The organism is Tateyamaria sp. LSS28 (genome assembly GCF_059611725.1).
This window is the reverse complement of sequence record NZ_JCAPFI010000014.1, coordinates 16659-34925: the sequence shown is the minus strand read 5'-3', so window position 1 is coordinate 34925 and position 18267 is coordinate 16659. Positions and strand designations below refer to the sequence as shown.

Below are 18267 nucleotides of genomic sequence, written 5' to 3'. Positions count from 1 at the left end.
GACCGGCTCGTGCTGGGTGCCGGCTATTGAAGGACGATGCTTTCGCCGAGGGCAAAGGCCGCCAGGGCGGGGTATCGGGAGAACACGCCCTGCTCCGAGCCGGCAAGTGTAGCAAGTTTCGATCTGGCCTGAATGACCGAGGCCGGATCATCCGGGTTCAATGTTCGAAATACAGCCAGCACGGGCATGGCCACCTCAACTGTGGTGGCGAGTGTCCCACGCTCGCTAAATTCGGTGTTGAACGACCCGTTGCCGATGTCATCGACCAAAGCGAAGGCGTCTCTGCATATGTCGGCATAGTTCATGATCGAATGGGTCCTTTTCTGACAGAGCCATGGATCGGCACATCCACTATGCCGATCCAAATTTTGCTGGGGGCTTACCCGTCTTTGACGGGGTCAGCTCCAAAAGAAACGAAAGCATCCAGGATGCAGGAACCATCAAAGCACTGATTAACGCGCACCTTCAAGGCGCGACACTGACATCCTGATCCGCTGGAGTTGTTGCCGGAGTGGCGCGCAATCTGTGTAAGCACGCTTCAACTTTCGTTCCAGGCCTCGAAGGCCCTTGATCACCTGATCCTTGGTTTCGAACGATTTCAATGTGGTCTCATCCTCCTCGGTCCAACCGTAATAGACCTGAAAAAACTCGCGGGTTTCATAAAACTCGCGTCCCGCTTCTAGTGCTAACCAGTTCTCGAGTTCGCATCAAAGTGAGCTCATGCGTGTGTAGACGGCCTCGCTTGAATGGTGCGATCGCATCGCGGTTTTTATGATCCGTCCCGCGTCGATGTGGCCCTCTATACCAAGCTCACCGACCGGGCGACGGTTGCGACAGCCCGGGTTGAAGTTATAGGGCACGGTGCTTTTGCTCGGCGACGGATAGATCATGCCTTTGCATCTTGCGCGGCGCTTGTCCTGGCGCGTCTTCGCCATCGGGCTCAAGAAGGTCTCCCATGAGAACACGGACTCTCCAGGCCAAGCCTCGCTTACAATGGGGGCATGCATCGCGTTGATCTTTGCCATCAAGGCGTCGAAATCATAGCCAGACCTGCCGTCGACGCCGACGTAGAGATCACAATCGTAGGGGCTGTACATGCCGGGCCACGTGCTCTTCTCAATGCGCCAACCGGTGTGTTCGGACCATTCAGCACGCGCGTCGGCGTCAGGCACATTGCCATAGGGCTCATCAATCAAGATGAACTGGCCGTGCTCATGGTCGATCCAGGATGTTGCATGATCGGTGTTTGGCAGCTTGGTATCGCGAAGGACCTTTGGATAAGTGGTCCGATTCCGATAGGGCTGTAAGCCCGTGTGCTCCATGAACCGCAAAGACCGTTCTGCAGTACACAGCCTGCGCCTTGCATAGTCCTGGTTTGGTGCGATGTCGTCACAGACGAAATGGTCGCTAGCGACCATCCGGAGATCGCTGAAACCTCGGACATATTTCAGGCCGCTCTTGTCGCAAAGCGCGAGGATGGGTTTGGTGAGGTCGATGCGCAAGGTTTCCCGGCCAACGCGATGACCGCGATCCTTGTCACTCCAATAAATCGTGAGAAGGACGTAAGGTGCGGCGTACTCTGAACCACGCATCGGGAGTATCTTTTGAGCGTGGTGAAAGTTTTCGCAATTGGCAGATTGCGCAGCCATGTCCAAAGCATCAGCGTGTTTGATGCCCTTGGTCTTTTTTAGGTCTTTGGCAAGCCTTTTGACCCCAGTCAGGGTCGTAGGTTGGATATCTTCGATCAACATTGCTATCTCCGGGCCTGAGATAAAACGCCACTCGCCAGACGTCCCTCAAGCCGGAAAGTGAGCTGTTGAGGAAAAAAAATGATGAGCAGTGCTGCCTGCAGCTTCGAAACGGCGAGTGCCATGCTCCTGCGGAGAGCATTTTTAGAATAGGATACCGTTCTCAGATCTGCAAGCTGCCGGTTGAGCAGAGGCTGACAGTCCGGAATTAAGAGTTGGAGGAAGGTGGATAGGAACTTCAAAAAGCGTTCATGGCGGAGTTGCGAGAAGCCCACCTTAGAATGGCAAACTCCACGTCCGACCCCAGCGTCGCTAGAAGATGGGAGGACGCATTCCAACGCGCCAAGCTCTAAAGCGGCCCATACCGGACGCTGAGTGTACGGTTCAATGCTGCATCGCAGCTTCCCGGAAGCAGACATTGACAGAAGGTTGAAAATGCCCTTCCTCAACTGAGACAAAAACCTGCCAAAATCGCAAGAGTTATGCCGGGGTTTTTTTGTGCTAGCTAAGAGCTTTATCCTGGGTAAGGCGTGGCGCTCGGTCAAAAACGACCGATACTGTTGAAAAACTCCGGGCCTCCTGAGGCGAGAAAAGATCCGAACCTCCTACGCGGGTATCGTCTTCGCAGGGATATGTTACGGTGCGGTTATGGATTTTTCGGGGAACTTACGATCAGAAAGGCTGGCGCTTGATCCCATCGCATTTGGGGACTTCATCTTCTTTGTTCGTCTGGTCGGTGATGTCCGTGTTCGCCAGTTCCTAGGTGGCCCCGTTCCATGGCGTCAGAGGCTGAAGCAATTCAGAGCGTATCGCAGGGGGCACCCAAAAGTCGGGATTTGGGTTGTCAGGACGCTCAACCTGGAACATTCAATCGGCCTTCTCGTCCTGAGTCCACACAAAGATGACGAGGACTACGAAGTCTCCTATCAGTTCCGCCCGAAAGTCTGGGGAAAGGGTTTTGCGCGTGAGGCAACGGCTCGCGTTGTCGATCACGCTCTGAACGATCTGGGCTTGCATCGGGTGATCGCGGAAACTCAGACTGAGAATGCGGCGTCATGCAGGATGCTTGAGGGTCTGGGTTTCACAGAGGAAACGAGACTCAACCGATTTGTGGCTATTCAAGCAATTTACGCGCGATCTGGGCCGACAGTACTCACTTAGTCATTAGTCCTTGATCGAGGCTCAAGTCGCTGATTCAATTTCTATATTGATAGGGAGGATTGAGCGATGATGGGACGGCTGGAGACACAAGAGAACCTGTTCTATCGGTTCCGGATCGAAGACCACGTTCCGCAGGATCATCTTCTCCGCCGGATCGACTGGCTGTTGGACTTCGACGCGATCCGCGCAGAGTTGACCGTGCTCTACAGCCACACAGGCCGCCCATCCGTCGATCCAGAGCTGATGCTCAGGATGCTGCTGATCGGTTATCTCTATGGCATCCGGTCGGAGCGTCGGCTGGTCGAAGAAGTGCATCTCAACTTGGCCTACCGGTGGTTCTGCAAGCTCGGGCTGGAAGGCCGGGTGCCGGATCGTTCGACCTTTTCCAAGAACCGCCACGGGCGCTTCGCCGCAGGTGACGTGTTGCGCCGACTGTTCGAAAGCGTCGTGGAAAAGTGCATCGGCTTCGGCATTGTTGGCGGCACAGACGCGGCCATTGACGGGAGCACCATCGAGGCAGATGCGAACTGGGATCGTAAGGATGCGCCGGACGCGGTTCAGAAAGTCTGGTCGCACAAGGATCAGGTGCAGCGCCCTGTTGCTGACTATCTGGAAAAACTGGCTGACGCCGATGGGGCAGCACAATCCGGCCCGAAAAAGAAGCCACCCAAGTATATCTCGGAGACTGATCCGGAAGCGGCCTGGTCGCTGAAGGATGGCCCTGGCCGGTTCAGCTACGAGACCAACTATCTGGTCGATACTGATCACGGCATCATCGTGGATGTCGAGGCCACGCCCGCCCGGCTCAGCCAGGAGATCGTTGCAGCCAAGAAGATGCTCGACCGCAGCCGAGACCGTCACTACTTTTATCCCGACAGGGTGGCGGCAGATGGATCATACGGCACCGGCCCGTTCCTGGCCTGGCTTCTGAAGCGCGAAGTCACACCGCATGTACCTGTGCTGGATCGCCAGCATCAAACCAAGGGCAAATACGACCTCAGCCATTTCCAGTATGACCCGGAGCGCGACAGCTTCACCTGCCTTGAAGGCCATGAAATGCCGCTGCGCCGGATCAAGCAGGCAGACCGGATCAAAAGCTACTTCGTCGGGAAAGACACTTGCGGCACCTGTCCGATCAAGAAGGCTTGCACCGACGCGCCGTTTCGAACCGTCACGCGCCACATGGATGAAGAGGCCCGCCAAGCCGTGCGTGATCTGCGTGACACGGCGGCCTATGACGAAAGCCGACGACGACGAAAGAAGGTCGAGATGTTGTTCGCCCATCTGAAACGACATCTCGGCTTCAAACGCCTCCGGCTCCGAGGTCTCAAGGGAGCCAACAAAGAATTCCTCCTCGCTGCCACCGCCCAGAACCTAAAACGTCTTGCCAAAATGGTTCCATGCTGAGCACCGCACCCCCAGCAATCAACACTCGCCAAAAACACTGTCTTTGAGCGCGATAACAGAGACTTGAGGGACCGCGCGTTAGCCAAACACAAGATGTAGTAGAGCGAGTTTTTCACCTAAATCGACCGTTTTTGGCCGACTAATTCTAGCGGGGGATTACATCCGGTCCGCAGGATGTAACAAACCTTCACTATGGTTACGCCAATAACGGCTTGGGCGAGGGCACAGTTTAGCGCAATGTAGGCAAAGCAGTCCCTCCACTAGAGCGTTAAAGTTGCATCACAGAAGGAATGGACGAAATCTGACCCCTAGCAAAGCTTGGTCTGTTTGTTCTTAGAACTCCGGAAGATAAACAACCCTAGCTTTTTTAAGCCTGATCCGTTGCAGTTTGCTGGATAAAGAAGCAAAATGATCGGATATTTTTCACATAAACGTCGGAGCAATATATGTTACGCCCTGAGAACTTTTTTAGCCTGACCGCTGCTTTACTAGTTTTATCTGCGTGCAGTAGGCCGATGACGGTCGGAGAGATTTCTTACAGCGAGGGAATTTTCTCTACGGGAGTAACTTTTGAAGACGCTAGATTTTCCGGCCAGGAAACAAGGGGCATGAGGCTGGCAGAGCGCCAACTTGCTTTGGAAGCGAGCCAGGAATTGAACGCTAGAGAAGATGTTGACAAACTAATTTCTAGTCTACCGTCGCTTTTTGGAGCAGCAGCGTTTGTGATCGGTAATACAGTGTATTTTGATCGTGAGTACTACCGATCTGACTTCTCAACTAGCCCTTTTGCCCCCGACAGATGGCTTATGGCTCATGAATTAACACATGTTTGGCAGTGGCAAAACAGAGATGCGACTGGGTATACCTTTTCCAAAGTGATTTCTGAGCATCGAGATTATGGCGATGACGTCTACGACTATACTCTTGTGGATGGTAAGAGATTCACTGAATACCGCTTCGAACAACAAGGGCGAATAGTTCAGTGTTACGCGCAGTTGCGCCAGGTTCAACCAAACGCAGCTACAACGGCTAGGCATGAGAAGTTGATCCGTGCCGAATTTCCATTGAGTGCCCTTATGGAACTGATTGGGCCTGATAATGATGGTGTGGTGAGGGTTCGACAGGAGCAGGATCGCATTGCATGTGACGGTGCGTAGCTGCAATGACTTGCGCTAAGCACTAGTGATGTTTCACATCAGTACGTTTTTCAATAGTTTTTGTCAGTGGCGATAACGACCGTTTTTAGCATACGGCAAAGCCAAAGGATGAAGGTTGTCCAGACGCACAACTACACCAAAAAGTTGACTTTAGCGCGGATTCCGGCGACACTTTCTTCACAGTTTATGGAGGGGAAGATGCGATTTCTTAAGATTCAACTTATTTCTAATCACACCAAATTGCAATGTCGCTGGCGGCGCAATTGGGTTGGACTAGGCAACTTTTAAATCGGAGCCTCCACACCAAAGCCTAGTGAATTAAATCTCATAGAGGAGGGCACCAGGCATGGCGTCTATTTCTTCAGTTACAGCGACTAAAGAAACCATCTCGCAAACTCTTCTGGAGCAGGAAAACGTTGTCGGCGTTGGCGTTGGCCTAGAGAACATAGACTCAGACTCCGATGAAGCAGCTCTAGTCATTTATGTTCGAACCGACCTTTCTGCATCCGATAGCAACGATATCCGCTCGTTAGTCTCTCGGGCATCACCTGATGAAGAAATTCCGATCCGTATCGAAGTAGTTGGCGAGTTCACCGCAAACATGGTGGGTGCGACGCCGAGTGGAACGAGCGCTACAGCTCACCCAATCTATTCCAAGAAGATTCGACCAGCGCAACCAGGATACTCTTTTGGCCCTACGACAAGCTCTGGCACAGGCGGGCTGATAGTAATTTTCAGTGACCGGACCCAACTCTACGTCGCTAGCAACTGTCATGTTCTCAATGGGAACAACGACAGTCGCTATTACGCCACATTACAACCAGGCGCGGCGGATGGTGGTACTGTCGGGAGTGACAAAATCGGCCGCGCTTACTCATACGTACCGCTGAAGAAAACGGACAACTACCTTGATGCAGCTATGTCGACACCAGATAGAAATAGCTTGCTGAACCCGGACTACCCTACGATTGGTCGGTTACCCGGCCACTATAAGACCTATAGGGTTGGTTGGACGTTGTTCAAAGTCGGTCGCACTACAGGACCGCAAACCGGCCGTGTAGATTCCGTGAATACCGACTTGTCGGTCAACTATGGTAGCTACGGTGGATTAGGTACGATCGGCTTTAAACGCCAGACCGTTATACTTTCCCCAAACCCTATAAGCCTACCAGGCGACTCCGGTTCTATATGGCTTCGAAAAAGTAACAACTATGCATGCGCAGTAAATTATGCTGGTTCAAGCGATGGAAAGCGATCAATTTCGTTCCCCTTTAACTGGTTCTCGAACGTCTTCGATGTGAAGGTAGCGGCGTCAGCGTCAGCGGCCGGTGACGTCTTGAACGAGCGCGGCGACGAGATAGAAGCTTTGTTCTCTATGGCCAGCCCGTCCGTTTCGCTTGGAGGCCCGATCATACTTCCTGAAAATGAATAATTACGGTGAGAGCGCCTAGAAAACTCGTTCGATTCCGGCGCACATAGAAAGGCAATTTGATGGATTTTGAAGTTACCGTAAGACCGCCTTTTGATGTGGGTGAGCTTGCTGAAAAAACCTTCATTTCTGAGGCAGTTACAATCACTTTCGTCGATGGCCGACGAATGGAAATGTCTGTTTTCAGTGATCTTATTGACGCCCAGTATTTCGCGAAAGATACATGTGCAGACTACCTGGTTGAGTTCACGGGACAAACCAATTCTGGCGTTCCGGCTTCCGGTAAGCTTCTTATTGGATATGCAAACATCAAAAGTGGAGGTACCTTCGCGATATCTCTGACGTTTGATCAACTTCCAGACTTGCCTATAACTTGTCCCTACGATCTCGCATGAATTCTCGCGGCTTCCCTTTTTGCATAGTACTCGCTTTTTTGCTTAGCGGCTGCGCCACTCTTAACGCCATAAGCCTGCCCGAAGCTAGAGGCGACACCTCTCGTAACCTCCAAATTTCCTATGGCTCATGCAACGTACTATCAGCTTCAGCATCAAGCACTTCGCTTGATGCTGCGCTGCCAATTGTATTTGATGCATTGACCTCTAGCTTTAAGTCATACCTTGAAAAAAAGGCCTCAAGATTTACTCAAACCTTTGCTGCCAAAGCCACGTTCTCTTCCTTTTCGCATGGACAGTGCTTGCGCCTTCAACGGCTGACAGCGGACGGCAGTACGTCCTTGTTCGATGTCGTCGTAGCAATCCGTTCCCGTGGCCCTCATTCTGTCGAGCTCACACCAATCTTCCTCGAAGTTGAAAGGTTTGCAGTATCCACCAGCCCCGTGGACGGGCGAAACAGTGCAACAATCGCAATCTCTGCGGCACTATCGTTTGTAAATGGTCCACCCGAAACTTCACCAACACTGATATCAAGCTTTAATATTCCAATCGCGTCAACTTCATATACTATTGGGTCAAGCCCGACAGACATTGCCGCATCGCAGACCTCTAAACTCATTCCCAAGACTGGCAATCGGGCAGTAAACGTTGCAATCAGCGTAACCGAAGTCGGGCGTGGAGCTGGCATCCTTGGGGATGCGTTGTCAGGCTTCGACGAAAATGCCGAAGCGCTAAAATCTATTCTAGGTATCGAGGATTAATGACACCATCCACGGCTTCTTTCACCCTTTCCATAGACGGGCTCCGTACCGCGCAGCCATTCCAACTCCGTCGAGATCAGTAAGATATCTACGGTTGCCCATGCAAGGCTCCTCGCCCTCATATCCTGGCTGAGCTTCAATAGTAGGTAAATTATTCTTCGAGAACGCATACTGCCCATAGTGCATTATGGAACAAAAATCATAATCCGAGTAATTTACCGTGTTACGTCTAGTGAAATTGCGCTCTGCTCCACTAACGATATTTTGCGTATTTATCTGCACAAATGTATCTCTGTCGATACGGCAATGCTCATGACTTAGGCCTAGGGCGTGCCCTATCTCATGTGCAATTATATACTTCCATCCCCAGTTATAAATACCCATCTCCTGTCTTCCACCAATCATTCCGACATATGACCAGTTTCCAGGGTCGTCCTTGACATGAATATAGTTTGTTGCGGTTGATTCTCTGAAAGTGACGTTCGCAACTCGACTCCAGACACGGGTTGCGGCTCGAAACTTATCTTTGTTGCGAGCTGAAACATTGCCGTCAAAAACATAATAAACTTCGCCGTTCGTCCAGCGAGGGCCTGTAAAGCCCCGGACTCGAATGTCGTCCAGCAAGAAGCGCATGCAGTCTATCTGAACGACCTGCCGTCCCTCTTCGTCTTCAAAAACTGTTGCGTTTTCTAGCAACTCTTTAATCAGACTTTCTGTCGGAGGATCAGGAACAAGCGCCATTTCTTCAGGTTGATCGGGGTCCACATAGAAGTTAGCCATTTCCGTCTCCTTATCTAATCATATGAATTGGTTGGAAGAATACACCTGACAATGCTCAAGGGGCTTCACAGCCTGCTGTCAGCATTGTCGGTCCAGAAAAGTGATTGTAGTCAACTGAAAGACCAAAAAGCGTCGCTGTCTCTGTGTCCGGAGCATCAATGACTGTTCCCACCGAGTAGATGTCACTTGTTGGTGTTAACGCGCGAATGGACTCGACTGAGCTTTCGTTCGCCAATCGCTCATCATCGAAGAAAGCACCTGGCACAGCCCAACCACAAACCAATATTTCAGAACCGATAAGAACGAGGCCTACGCATGTTGCTTCCACGTCCTTTGAGTATGTGAACGAACAAGTCTCTTTGCCTGCCACCTCCGACTCAATGAGGCAAGGAATTGTTAGCTGCGGAACATCGTCTACAGAGAATTGACACTCATACTGATTTGAAAAACTCGGTGTCGCAAACAGACAAAAAAATGCAATGGCGCAACTTCTCATAGCGGTTTTCTCACTTATCATACCTGTGATGTTTATGAATCAAGTATATGAGAAAACTGTGCGATGTCATAGTTCGGAATCGTGCGCCTCTGCGCATCCCGATCAGCCTCCGGCAAACCCGGCGCGGTTCATCTCGCGTCCGGCCTCGTCGCCAAGCTCCGGATCGCTGCGAGCGTCCGGCTTGTGCTGACCTCTCCACTTGGTACTCTGAAGCAATATTTTCGATCATTGGACGAGGAAGCGAATGACCAAGCACTTCTATATCTACAACGAGTGCAATGTAGCAATTGCGTCTAAAGCCAACTTCTTGGATTCCAATGGAAAGATGATATCACATTCACAGCGAATTGCGCCGGGCGAGCAGAGAATGTTGGCCTATACGGACCAGAACCCTGTGGAACACGAGGCAGTTTCCGTTGACGGAAAGTTGCATTGGGGCTTTCAAAACTTTGATTTGAGTACACGTGAATACACTCACGTGGTTGCGTGCGGATGCGCGTCTGGAAAGAATGGCTGCCCCGCGATCTGGCCTTTTGAAACCAGTCGGCAACTCCCGGAGAAAATAGAGGCAGCATTTGACGTTTCCTCTATGGACACACCGGCTCTACTGAGCGTTCGACCAGAGATCGACGAACTGAACCCGCAAACCGTCGAACAAAACTGGGAAGGTACTCTCACTTTGAATGGGGCAAATTTCACAGAGGGTGGCTGGGCAATTGTCGATGGAAAATTTTTCGAGGCCGAGTATGTCGATGAATCCACGGTAAAGACCGTGATCAATGCAACTGTGACTTCAGACCCTGGTGATAAGCCAGTCAAAATTCATACGGCACTCGGCAAACTCAGCAACACAAAGACCCTCACCGTCGCATGATTTGTTAGACTTCTGACTCGGTTTGCCGACCACCCTCAGCTTGTGTCACAGACTATGCCGAGCCTAACGATCTGTGTCCCACCGAGCGTTTTTTCGGCATCTCACATCCCATGCCTCGGACCTCGGTCGATGTCACGATCCTTTTCGACCTCCTGATCCTTCTCCTGATCGCACTCATCCTCGATCTCCAGCTTTTCACGCGGCTTGTTCAGCACGTCCTTCAGGCGCTCTTTCACGGACGCCTTGCGCGCCTCAAGTCCAGCCTCCTCGCCAAGCTCCGGGTCATTGTGCCCGTCCAGCTTTTGGACCGCCGCCTGGCCATCGCCTTTGCCCGCCGTTCCATGGAATTGGCCGCTGGCCCCAATTTCAACTCGGGGCCACGGTCCAGCTCCTCGGCTGAGAGCCGATCACCACGCTCCACCGCCGCCTCGCGCTGCGCTTCGAGCGACCGGTGATCCGCGCGCTCAACCTCTCCTGCCCGTTCAAGCGCGCGGTTCTGTAGATCGGCCCAGACCCCGCGCATCTGCTCGATCTCGACGCCTCCGGTCTTCGCGGAATCGAGCACACGCGTCTTCGCGGTGAAGCCCTCCGATTCCAACTTGCGGGTCGAAGTCAGGACGTGGGCATGGTGGTTCCGCTGATCGCCCTCGCGGTGCAGGGCATGGATCGCCACATCGACGGCAACGCCGTAACGGCTGACCAGCTCTTCGGCAAACTGGCGGGTGATCTGCGAACGATCTTTATCGCTGATCTCGGACGGCAGGGCCAGCTCCCATTCGCGGGCAGTGACGGAGTTGCAGCGGGTCTCACTGGCCTCAACCTCATTCCAGAGTTTCGAGCGATCCTGCGCCCAGGCCGGGGCATTTTCCGGGGTGACGATGAAGGTTTCCTTGATGCCCTGCTTGCGGGTGAAATCGTGGACACGGCCCTCGCGCTGACACTCAATGCGCTCACCGACACGGTAGGCGGCGGCCGCCGTGGCGGAGCGCCCGGCACTGCGTTTGATCGTCTTCACGGAGAGGTGGTAGCTGGCCAGTGGACAATACTCTGCCGAGTTGAGATTGCTGCAAATCTTGGAACCGCAGGTGAAGGGTTTGCATAAATGCGCTCTCAGCGATTTTTCGCACCACAATGCCACTGGATGGCATCTGAGAGGCTCAGAAAGGGCTGTTAGGTAGCTTCACTAGTAGTCTATGACCCCCGCTGCGGCCCTTTCCAGCCATTCGCCGTCACTGGCTGCGCTGCAGTGCGGCCGGTCGAAGGAGACATTCGTACTGAGTGCAGCAGGTTCCGCCTCAGTTGACTGTTCTTGGATTGGATTTAGGCGCTATAAGACCAAAAATGATGAGCAGGGAATTGAATCGCTATGAGCAAATATGAAGACCTTGTGGCGAAGCTGCGTGAAATCTTCCAGATCGACCGTCTAGACCTGGATTTTGGGGTCTATCGCGTGCTCAACGCGCGTGCGGATGAGATCAACGAGTATCTTTCAAAACGGTTGAAAGAGCGGGTTTCCGAAGCCCTGACAGCCGGAGCGACAGACAACGCTAAAGCAATCAAGGCGGCTTTGGCGAAGGCCGAAAAAGGGGCTGAAGATGCAGGCATTGATCCCGCGGACTCGCCTAAGGTCAAACAACTCAAGGCAGACCTTGCCGCCACTTCCACCGGCGCGGCAGAGCATGAAAACCAAGTATTCTCGCACTTGCTGACCTTCTTCTCGCGCTACTATGACAAGGGTGATTTCATTAGCCAACGCCGGTACAAGGGCGACACCTACGCGATCCCATATTCCGGCGAAGAGGTTGTGCTGCATTGGGCCAACCGTGACCAGTACTACATCAAAAGCGGCGAGAGCTTTTCGAATTACAGCTTCAAGCTCGATGATGGGCGTAGCGTACACTTCCGCTTGGTTGCGGCTGATACCGCCAAGGACAACCGCAAGGACAACGACAAAGAACGCCGCTTTATGCTGGCCGAGGCGCGCAAGGTCACGCGGTTGGATGATGACGGTGAGCCTTACGAGGAGACCATTGATCCCGTCAGCGAGGAAGACGGGGAACTGATTATTCGGTTCGACTATGCCACGGCCCCGAAGGGCACAAAGCAGGACAAGCTAGTTGAAGAGGCCGTCGCGGCTGTGCTGGCTGACGATGCCGCCAAGACCAAGTGGGTCGATCTGGCCAAACGTGCGCCGACCGAAAAGAAGCCACAGCGCACGCTGTTGGAAAAGCATCTGACGACCTACACGCAAAAGAACACGGCAGACTACTTCATTCATAAGGATCTGGGGCCGTTCCTGCGGCGGGAACTGGATTTCTACATCAAGAATGAGGTGATGCACCTTGATGATGTGCAGAACGCCGAAGCCTTTGCCGCGATTGAGAAAAACCTGCGGATGATCCAGTGCCTGCGGGCGATTGCGCAGGATTTGATCACCTTCTTGGCCAGCATTGAGGACTTCCAGAAAAAGCTCTGGCTCAAGCGGAAGTTTGTCGTGGCGGCAGAGTATTGCGTGACGCTGGACCGGGTACCAGAGGCGATTTACCCCGCTATCGCCGACAATGGGAGGCAGTGGGCGCAGTGGCATGAACTGGGGATGCGGGAGAGCGCCGACGCGGGGGCCGTTGATGACCTGAAGGCGCAGCCGTTCATGATGGTGGATACCAATCTATTTGATGCGGCATTCAGAGCAGACCTTCTACGGGCGCTGCCCGACCTGGACGAGACCACAGATGGACTGTTGGTGAACGGGGACAACTTTCAAGCATTAACGCTGCTGCAAGATACCTTTGGTGCAGGAGTTGATTGTGCCTATATCGATCCCCCTTACAACACTGGGCAGGATGGTTTCGTCTACAAAGACAACTATCAATCTTCAAGTTGGTGTTCGATGATGGCTGATCGACTCGCTCAGAGTAGAAAGTTGTTGAGTGATCGGGGTGTAATCTTTGCAAGTATCGACAAGCGCGAAAGAAGCAATCTCTTTTCGATGATGTCGAACGCTTTCGGAAAGGATAACGCTGTCGAGGAGCTAATTTGGGTTCAAGACACGGTGAGTAATAACGCTCCGAATTATTCGACAAATCACGAATATGTCCAAGCGTTTGCAAAGAATCTTGAGGTTGCAGAGGCAAAAAAGGGGATGTTCCGCGAAAAGCGTCCCGGTCTGGTTGAGGTGCAGGAAATTGCGCTTGAGATGGGCCAAAGGTTTGCGTCAATTTTGGAGGTCAAACAAGCCCTGTCTGACCTATATAGGGAACAAAAATCAGCGCACGCCGAATACTGTAAAGAAACCGGTGTTACAGGCGCGGAAGTCAAAAAAACCGATCCTTGGAAAGGAATATATCCTTACAAACACGCCGAGTATCGCGATGCGAATGGTCGCTACATTGAAGAAGCCGTAGCAAAGTCAAAAGCCGCCAAGCTATGGGTCTGGCGGGAAGTTGAACCTTCGATGCCATCTGCTAAGCAATCCGATACCACCAAAGACCCTAACGATCCAAATTACAGGTTTTACCGTCCGATCCATCCATTTACTTGCTTTCCCTGTAAGCCTCCTAAGCGTGGCTGGGCTTTTCCGCAGAAACCGGTTGACGGGCGTCAATCGTACGAGGATTTGGTTGCCGATAAGCGCATTTCGTTCAAGGATTCTCACGAAACAATCCCGCAACAAAAGTACTTTCTACACGAAGTTGAGACTGTAGTCGCTACGTCGGTATTCCGGCAATATGCCGATGGTGAGCCTCGGCTTGAAGCGCTGTTCGGCTACAAAGGTTCGGTGCAAAACCCAAAACCTCCCGCGCTTGTCTCAAAACTGGTCAGGCAGACTACCGATGCAAACTCGAAGGTCATTGATTTTTTTGCTGGCTCTGGAACGACAGGGGAAGCAGTGATTTCGGAGAACCGTCTAGATGGCTCCACGCGCTCGTATATTCTCGTCGAGCAGGGAGCATATTTTAACGAAGCGCTCAAGCCAAGAATACAAAAAGCTGTTTTCTCTTCCAACTGGAAGGATGCCAAGCCTACGGCTCCCGAAACTGGTGTGAGCCATGCTTTCAAAGTCTTGAAGATTGAAAATTACGAAGACGCAGTGAACAATCTGACACTTGCTCGGACTGGAGGTCACAAAAGCTTACTTGATAGCTTCGAACCAGAAGCTAAGGACGACTACCTGATGCGATACATGCTGGATGTGGAGTCCAAGGCTTCGCTTCTTACAGTTGATGATTTCCAGAAGCCATTTGATTACACGCTCAAGATCGCAGTGGACAGCGCCGGGGCGTTTGAGACCCGCAAGGTCGATCTGGTCGAAACTTTCAGCTATCTCATCGGGTTGCGTGTGAGCACCGTCGACCTGCAACTAGACAAGGGCTATGCGTTGGTCACTGGAACGCTCCCCTCCGGCGAGCGCACGAAAGTTGTGTGGCGCGACTGCGAAGTGATTGGCTATGAGGCCCTGACGGCCTTGTTTGACGAGCTGGGGCTTGTCCCCGGTCAGGAAGACTATGACCTGATCTATGTAAACGGCGACCACAACGTGCCGGACGTTCTGGTGTCCAAAGTGGAAGGTGTGGACGTGACCGAAAAGATGGCGTTGCGCCGGATCGAACCTGTCTTTCTGGACGCGATGTTCAACGTGGACGACGTGTAATGGCGAGGGCTCCAAAACGGTCGTTTCACAAAGAGCTGGTCCTGAACCGATGGATGTTGGGCCACTTTGAGGGTGGATCACTGCCGGCGCTTAAAGAGCGGCTGGGTGATGATTATCACGAAGGCATCCGACCTGATGGGCAAACCGGTTTCTTCCATCAGCTTGAGCATATGTTGGTGGATCCCGATCAAGTCAGCGTCGCGGACCTGCGCCGCTATGACCTGAACATCGTCGCGCATTGGCAAGAGATCACCAAAAAGCGCAACCGCACCACGGGCTCTGTGCTGACGATGAAGTATTTCCAGTATTTATCGCTGTTGTTCAGCGAAATTTATCTGGATTGGTACTTCAATCGGCGCCAGGCACTTCTAGACGGGCTGAATGGCGCGATGGAAGCGTATCGGGACGAAAAGGGCGCAGAACCGTTTCGCGACTATACTGCCGACGATCTGAACAAGTTGGCATTCTGGAATGCAACGGGCAGCGGTAAGACGCTGTTGCTGCACGTGAACATCAAACAGTATTTGCATTATTTTCAAACGGATGCTGCCAAATCCTACCCGGATCGTATCATCCTGCTAACGCCGAACGAGGGGCTGTCAGAGCAGCATTTGGAAGAGTTTCGCGAGTCAGGAATCAACGCCCAGCTTTTCGACAAGAACGAAACGAGTGGGATGTATCGCGGCTGGGTTGATGTGATCGACGTCAACAAGCTGGCTGACGATATGGGTGACAAGACCGTGGCCGTAAGTGCGTTTGCCGGGAACAATCTGGTGCTTGTAGACGAGGGCCATCGCGGGACTGGCAGTGCAGGTGGCGCATGGATGGCCCGGCGAGCCGCCCTTGTCGAGGGCGGCTTTGCCTTTGAGTACAGCGCGACGTTCAGTCAATCTGTTGCGAAGGGCAAAGCCATTGAAAAGGCCGAGCTTGATGTCCTCAATGCCAAAGCCAAGCTGCAATTTGAAAAGACCTATCGTCAACTGACTGAAGCCGAACAGGCCGAGGTCATCCTGACATCTGATGACCGGGCAAAGGCTAAGATTGCTGCAGTGAGGGAAGCTTACGCCAAGGCCGTGTTGATAGACTACAGCTACAAGTATTTTTACGCTGATGGCTACGGTAAGGACTCGTTGATCCTGAACCTGCGCGAGGGCGCCTACAATCAAAACGGCGACCTGTATTTCACAGCCTGCCTTCTCAGCTATTATCAGCAGCTTTGGTTATGGGAGACGAAGAAAAAAGAGATTTCCGGCTTTAATATAGACAAGCCGCTTTGGGTTTTCGTTGGTAACACAGTCAATGGTGAAGATAGCGACGTGCTCGAAGTGCTCCGGTTTTTGGCCCGTTTCTTGAACGATGAATCTGCATCGATTGGACGGATCAAAAGCCTAGTAGAGGAGGATGCCCAGCTCTTGGATCCTAACGGCCAAGACATTTTTGAAAAACGCTTTGTGCCTCTGATGCAAAGAAGTTCTGAGGATATCTACAAGGATATCCTAAGGCGGCTGTTCAACGCTGAAGCCCGTCAGCGGTTGAAACTGGTAAACCTCAAAACCACAGATGGTGAGATAGCTGTCCGCGTTGGAACGTCAGAGCCATTTGCGCTTATCAACATCGGTGACGCTGCTGGGTTAATAAAAACTGCGACCGATGAAACGACTTTTGATTCTGAGAGCGACGACTTCGGGGGCGGGCTCTTCGGTGCTATAAACTCGAACAAGAGTCCTTTGAACATCTTGATAGGATCGCGGAAATTTACTGAAGGCTGGTCCAGTTGGCGAGTGTCTACAATGGGGCTCCTAAATATGGGCGCTGGTGAGGGCTCGCAGATCATTCAGTTGTTCGGTCGTGGAGTCAGGCTGAAAGGCCAAGGGATGTCCCTAAAGCGGTCCGTGCCGAACGAGAGACCGAAAGGTGCCTTTCTCGAAAAGCTGGAAACGCTGAATATCTTCGGAGTTCGCGCGAATTATATGGCGAGCTTCAAGGACTACATGAGGGAAGAAGGGGTAACCCCCAGCGATGAAATCCTGCATTTGGATTTTCCAACCCAAAAGAATTTGCCAAAGGGGCTAAAGCTCAAAAGTTTAAAGCTGCGCGACGGTTTCGATGAAAATGAGGCCGATGGGTTCAAGCGAAAGCACTTTCCCTGTCTCTACGAGATTCCCGGAGCACTTGCCGGAAAGATCAAACAGCCACACGTCACTTTAGATCTATACCCCCGCCTTGAGGCATTGGACACGAGTGCTCAAGATGGCACTGCCGCTCCAAGTGCGCGTAAATCAGGTAAACTAAGCAAAGACGCGGTCTCTGGTTTCGACTGGTCTGCCATTCTTGAGGCTCTTACACGACACAAGGACCAGCGCGGCTACAGCAACCTCCGGGTATCGAAAGACCAAATCAAGTCCTTCTGCGAAGGGGATAACGAATGGTACACATTGTTTGCACCTGACGTTGTTTTTTTGCTCAATTCATTTGAAAATGTCACGGCGCAGCAGGCGGTTCTGGTTCGACTTTTGTGCGACTTCACAGACCGGTTTTATGCCGCGATTAAGGCGGGGTTTGAGGGGCAATTCTATGACGCGATTGTCGTGGAAGAAGACCACCCTGCAATGTTAGAAAGATACGCCTTAGAATTTGAAGTGAGTGACGAAGCACAGAGCTATTACGACAAGATTGCCGCCTTGAGCAACTTTGTAGCTTCCAAAGACATAGCTGCGGCTGCCGGTTGGACGGCCAAAGGTGTTGTAGCCATCAGTTTCGAAAAGCATTTATATTACCCTCTTTTGAGTAAGGAAAGAGGCTCAAACATCCCGCTTGAGCTCCGACCGATGGCTTTTGACGCGCCGAGCGAAATTCGCTTTGTTCGAGATCTGGAGGAGTTCTGTAAAACGCCAAAGGGCGAAAAATTGTTGGCTGGGAAAAGCCTGTTTTTACTTCGGAACCCCTCTGTTCAGAGTAAGGGACTTGGATTTGCGACCGCAGGAAATTTCTATCCAGATTTTTTGCTTTGGGTTGTTGACGACAGTACTGGTCAGCAGTGGTTGACGCTTGTCGATCCTAAGGGCATTCGTCAGCTTTCAATCAGTGACGCAAAACTCAACTTGTTTAGGGAAATTAGGCTTTTAGAGGCTGAACTCAAGGACGCTTTTCTTACACTGAACGCATTCATCCTGTCTGATACGCCCTATTCAAACCTTTTGAACATTCAGACCCAAGCCTCCAAGTCGGATTTGGAAGACAGACATGTGCTCTTTATGGATGATGGACAGCAGAGCTATCTAAGCAGCTTAATCAGCAGAGTTCTGTCATCAATTTCAACGAAAACATGCTAGAAAATCGCGGCACGAACGTCAGCTTCTAGCGATTGGACAAGGTGCTTTCGCACCTGCAGCGAATGTCAGGATTCCGCCG

At 52.1% G+C, this 18267-nt stretch carries 14 protein-coding genes and 1 pseudogene; 9 read left to right on the top strand and 6 right to left on the bottom strand.

What is annotated here, in order from left to right:
- Positions 1 to 23 precede the first annotated feature (23 nt).
- The 3 genes and pseudogenes from AC53L6_RS24015 to AC53L6_RS24005 all read right to left on the bottom strand — a co-directional run bounded on the left by AC53L6_RS24015 (position 24) and on the right by AC53L6_RS24005 (position 1502).
- The gene (locus AC53L6_RS24015) at positions 24 to 305 is read right to left on the bottom strand and encodes a hypothetical protein (protein WP_496909663.1); all 282 of its coding nucleotides are present in this window, start codon (positions 303 to 305) and stop codon (positions 24 to 26) included.
- 147 nt (positions 306 to 452) lie between these two features.
- Positions 453 to 692: pseudogene (locus AC53L6_RS24010) on the bottom strand (hypothetical protein); the annotation flags it as partial.
- Positions 693 to 707: 15 nt separating this feature from the next.
- On the bottom strand, positions 708 to 1502 hold the full coding sequence (locus AC53L6_RS24005; protein ID WP_496909662.1) for a hypothetical protein: 795 nt from the start codon (positions 1500 to 1502) through the stop codon (positions 708 to 710).
- A gap of 894 nt (positions 1503 to 2396) precedes the next feature.
- Here AC53L6_RS24005 and AC53L6_RS24000 point away from each other — a divergent pair.
- From AC53L6_RS24000 to AC53L6_RS23975, 6 genes are all read left to right on the top strand, one after another.
- Positions 2397 to 2909, top strand: coding sequence for a GNAT family N-acetyltransferase (locus AC53L6_RS24000; protein ID WP_496909661.1), 513 nt, complete (start codon positions 2397 to 2399; stop codon positions 2907 to 2909).
- Positions 2910 to 2975: 66 nt separating this feature from the next.
- Positions 2976 to 4316, top strand: a complete 1341-nt coding sequence (locus AC53L6_RS23995) for an IS1182 family transposase (RefSeq protein ID WP_496909660.1) — start codon at positions 2976 to 2978, stop codon at positions 4314 to 4316.
- A gap of 515 nt (positions 4317 to 4831) precedes the next feature.
- Positions 4832 to 5473: an eCIS core domain-containing protein gene (locus AC53L6_RS23990; RefSeq protein ID WP_496909659.1), complete on the top strand. Its 642-nt coding sequence runs from the start codon at positions 4832 to 4834 to the stop codon at positions 5471 to 5473.
- A 346-nt stretch (positions 5474 to 5819) separates the two neighbouring features.
- Positions 5820 to 6905: a hypothetical protein gene (locus AC53L6_RS23985; protein WP_496909658.1), complete on the top strand. Its 1086-nt coding sequence runs from the start codon at positions 5820 to 5822 to the stop codon at positions 6903 to 6905.
- Between the two features lie 59 nt (positions 6906 to 6964).
- Positions 6965 to 7297: a hypothetical protein gene (locus AC53L6_RS23980; protein WP_496909657.1), complete on the top strand. Its 333-nt coding sequence runs from the start codon at positions 6965 to 6967 to the stop codon at positions 7295 to 7297.
- Positions 7294 to 8055: a hypothetical protein gene (locus tag AC53L6_RS23975; RefSeq protein ID WP_496909656.1), complete on the top strand. Its 762-nt coding sequence runs from the start codon at positions 7294 to 7296 to the stop codon at positions 8053 to 8055. Before AC53L6_RS23980 ends, AC53L6_RS23975 begins: the two co-directional genes overlap by 4 nt.
- Before the next feature lie 21 nt (positions 8056 to 8076).
- Here the strand turns inward: AC53L6_RS23975 and AC53L6_RS23970 are convergent, their stop codons facing one another.
- Positions 8077 to 8835, bottom strand: coding sequence for a M12 family metallopeptidase (locus AC53L6_RS23970; RefSeq protein WP_496909655.1), 759 nt, complete (start codon positions 8833 to 8835; stop codon positions 8077 to 8079).
- Between the two features lie 740 nt (positions 8836 to 9575).
- Between AC53L6_RS23970 and AC53L6_RS23965 the strand changes: the two genes are divergently transcribed.
- Positions 9576 to 10205 carry a choice-of-anchor Z repeating domain-containing protein gene (locus tag AC53L6_RS23965; RefSeq protein ID WP_496909654.1) on the top strand — a complete coding sequence of 210 codons (630 nt, stop codon included), beginning with the start codon at positions 9576 to 9578 and terminating at the stop codon, positions 10203 to 10205.
- Positions 10206 to 10306: 101 nt separating this feature from the next.
- Here AC53L6_RS23965 and AC53L6_RS23960 read toward each other — a convergent pair whose 3' ends face one another.
- Positions 10307 to 10441 (bottom strand): hypothetical protein, encoded by a 135-nt coding sequence (locus tag AC53L6_RS23960; RefSeq protein ID WP_496909653.1) that lies wholly within the window; start codon positions 10439 to 10441, stop codon positions 10307 to 10309.
- Positions 10438 to 11220, bottom strand: coding sequence for a MobQ family relaxase (gene mobQ / locus AC53L6_RS23955; protein ID WP_496909652.1), 783 nt, complete (start codon positions 11218 to 11220; stop codon positions 10438 to 10440). The genes AC53L6_RS23960 and mobQ overlap by 4 nt, the downstream gene beginning before the upstream one ends.
- 351 nt (positions 11221 to 11571) lie before the next feature.
- Here mobQ and AC53L6_RS23950 point away from each other — a divergent pair, with 351 nt between their 5' ends.
- Together AC53L6_RS23950 and AC53L6_RS23945 are read left to right on the top strand one after the other, a co-directional pair.
- Positions 11572 to 14856: a site-specific DNA-methyltransferase gene (locus AC53L6_RS23950; protein ID WP_496909651.1), complete on the top strand. Its 3285-nt coding sequence runs from the start codon at positions 11572 to 11574 to the stop codon at positions 14854 to 14856.
- A 53-nt stretch (positions 14857 to 14909) separates the two neighbouring features.
- On the top strand, positions 14910 to 18188 hold the full coding sequence (locus AC53L6_RS23945; RefSeq protein WP_496909650.1) for a DEAD/DEAH box helicase family protein: 3279 nt from the start codon (positions 14910 to 14912) through the stop codon (positions 18186 to 18188).
- The last annotated feature ends 79 nt before the right edge of the window (positions 18189 to 18267 follow it).

What these genes read in the sequence shown, in the direction of transcription:
- AC53L6_RS24015 (WP_496909663.1), bottom strand. Translation starts at nt 305, where the DNA reads ATGAACTATGCCGACATATGCAGAGACGCCTTCGCTTTGGTCGATGAC.
- AC53L6_RS24000 (WP_496909661.1), top strand. Translation starts at nt 2,397, where the DNA reads ATGGATTTTTCGGGGAACTTACGATCAGAAAGGCTGGCGCTTGATCCC.
- AC53L6_RS23995 (WP_496909660.1), top strand. Translation starts at nt 2,976, where the DNA reads ATGATGGGACGGCTGGAGACACAAGAGAACCTGTTCTATCGGTTCCGG.
- AC53L6_RS23990 (WP_496909659.1), top strand. Translation starts at nt 4,832, where the DNA reads ATGACGGTCGGAGAGATTTCTTACAGCGAGGGAATTTTCTCTACGGGA.
- AC53L6_RS23985 (WP_496909658.1), top strand. Translation starts at nt 5,820, where the DNA reads ATGGCGTCTATTTCTTCAGTTACAGCGACTAAAGAAACCATCTCGCAA.
- AC53L6_RS23980 (WP_496909657.1), top strand. Translation starts at nt 6,965, where the DNA reads ATGGATTTTGAAGTTACCGTAAGACCGCCTTTTGATGTGGGTGAGCTT.
- AC53L6_RS23975 (WP_496909656.1), top strand. Translation starts at nt 7,294, where the DNA reads ATGAATTCTCGCGGCTTCCCTTTTTGCATAGTACTCGCTTTTTTGCTT.
- AC53L6_RS23970 (WP_496909655.1), bottom strand. Translation starts at nt 8,835, where the DNA reads ATGGCTAACTTCTATGTGGACCCCGATCAACCTGAAGAAATGGCGCTT.
- AC53L6_RS23965 (WP_496909654.1), top strand. Translation starts at nt 9,576, where the DNA reads ATGACCAAGCACTTCTATATCTACAACGAGTGCAATGTAGCAATTGCG.
- AC53L6_RS23950 (WP_496909651.1), top strand. Translation starts at nt 11,572, where the DNA reads ATGAGCAAATATGAAGACCTTGTGGCGAAGCTGCGTGAAATCTTCCAG.
- AC53L6_RS23945 (WP_496909650.1), top strand. Translation starts at nt 14,910, where the DNA reads ATGTTGGGCCACTTTGAGGGTGGATCACTGCCGGCGCTTAAAGAGCGG.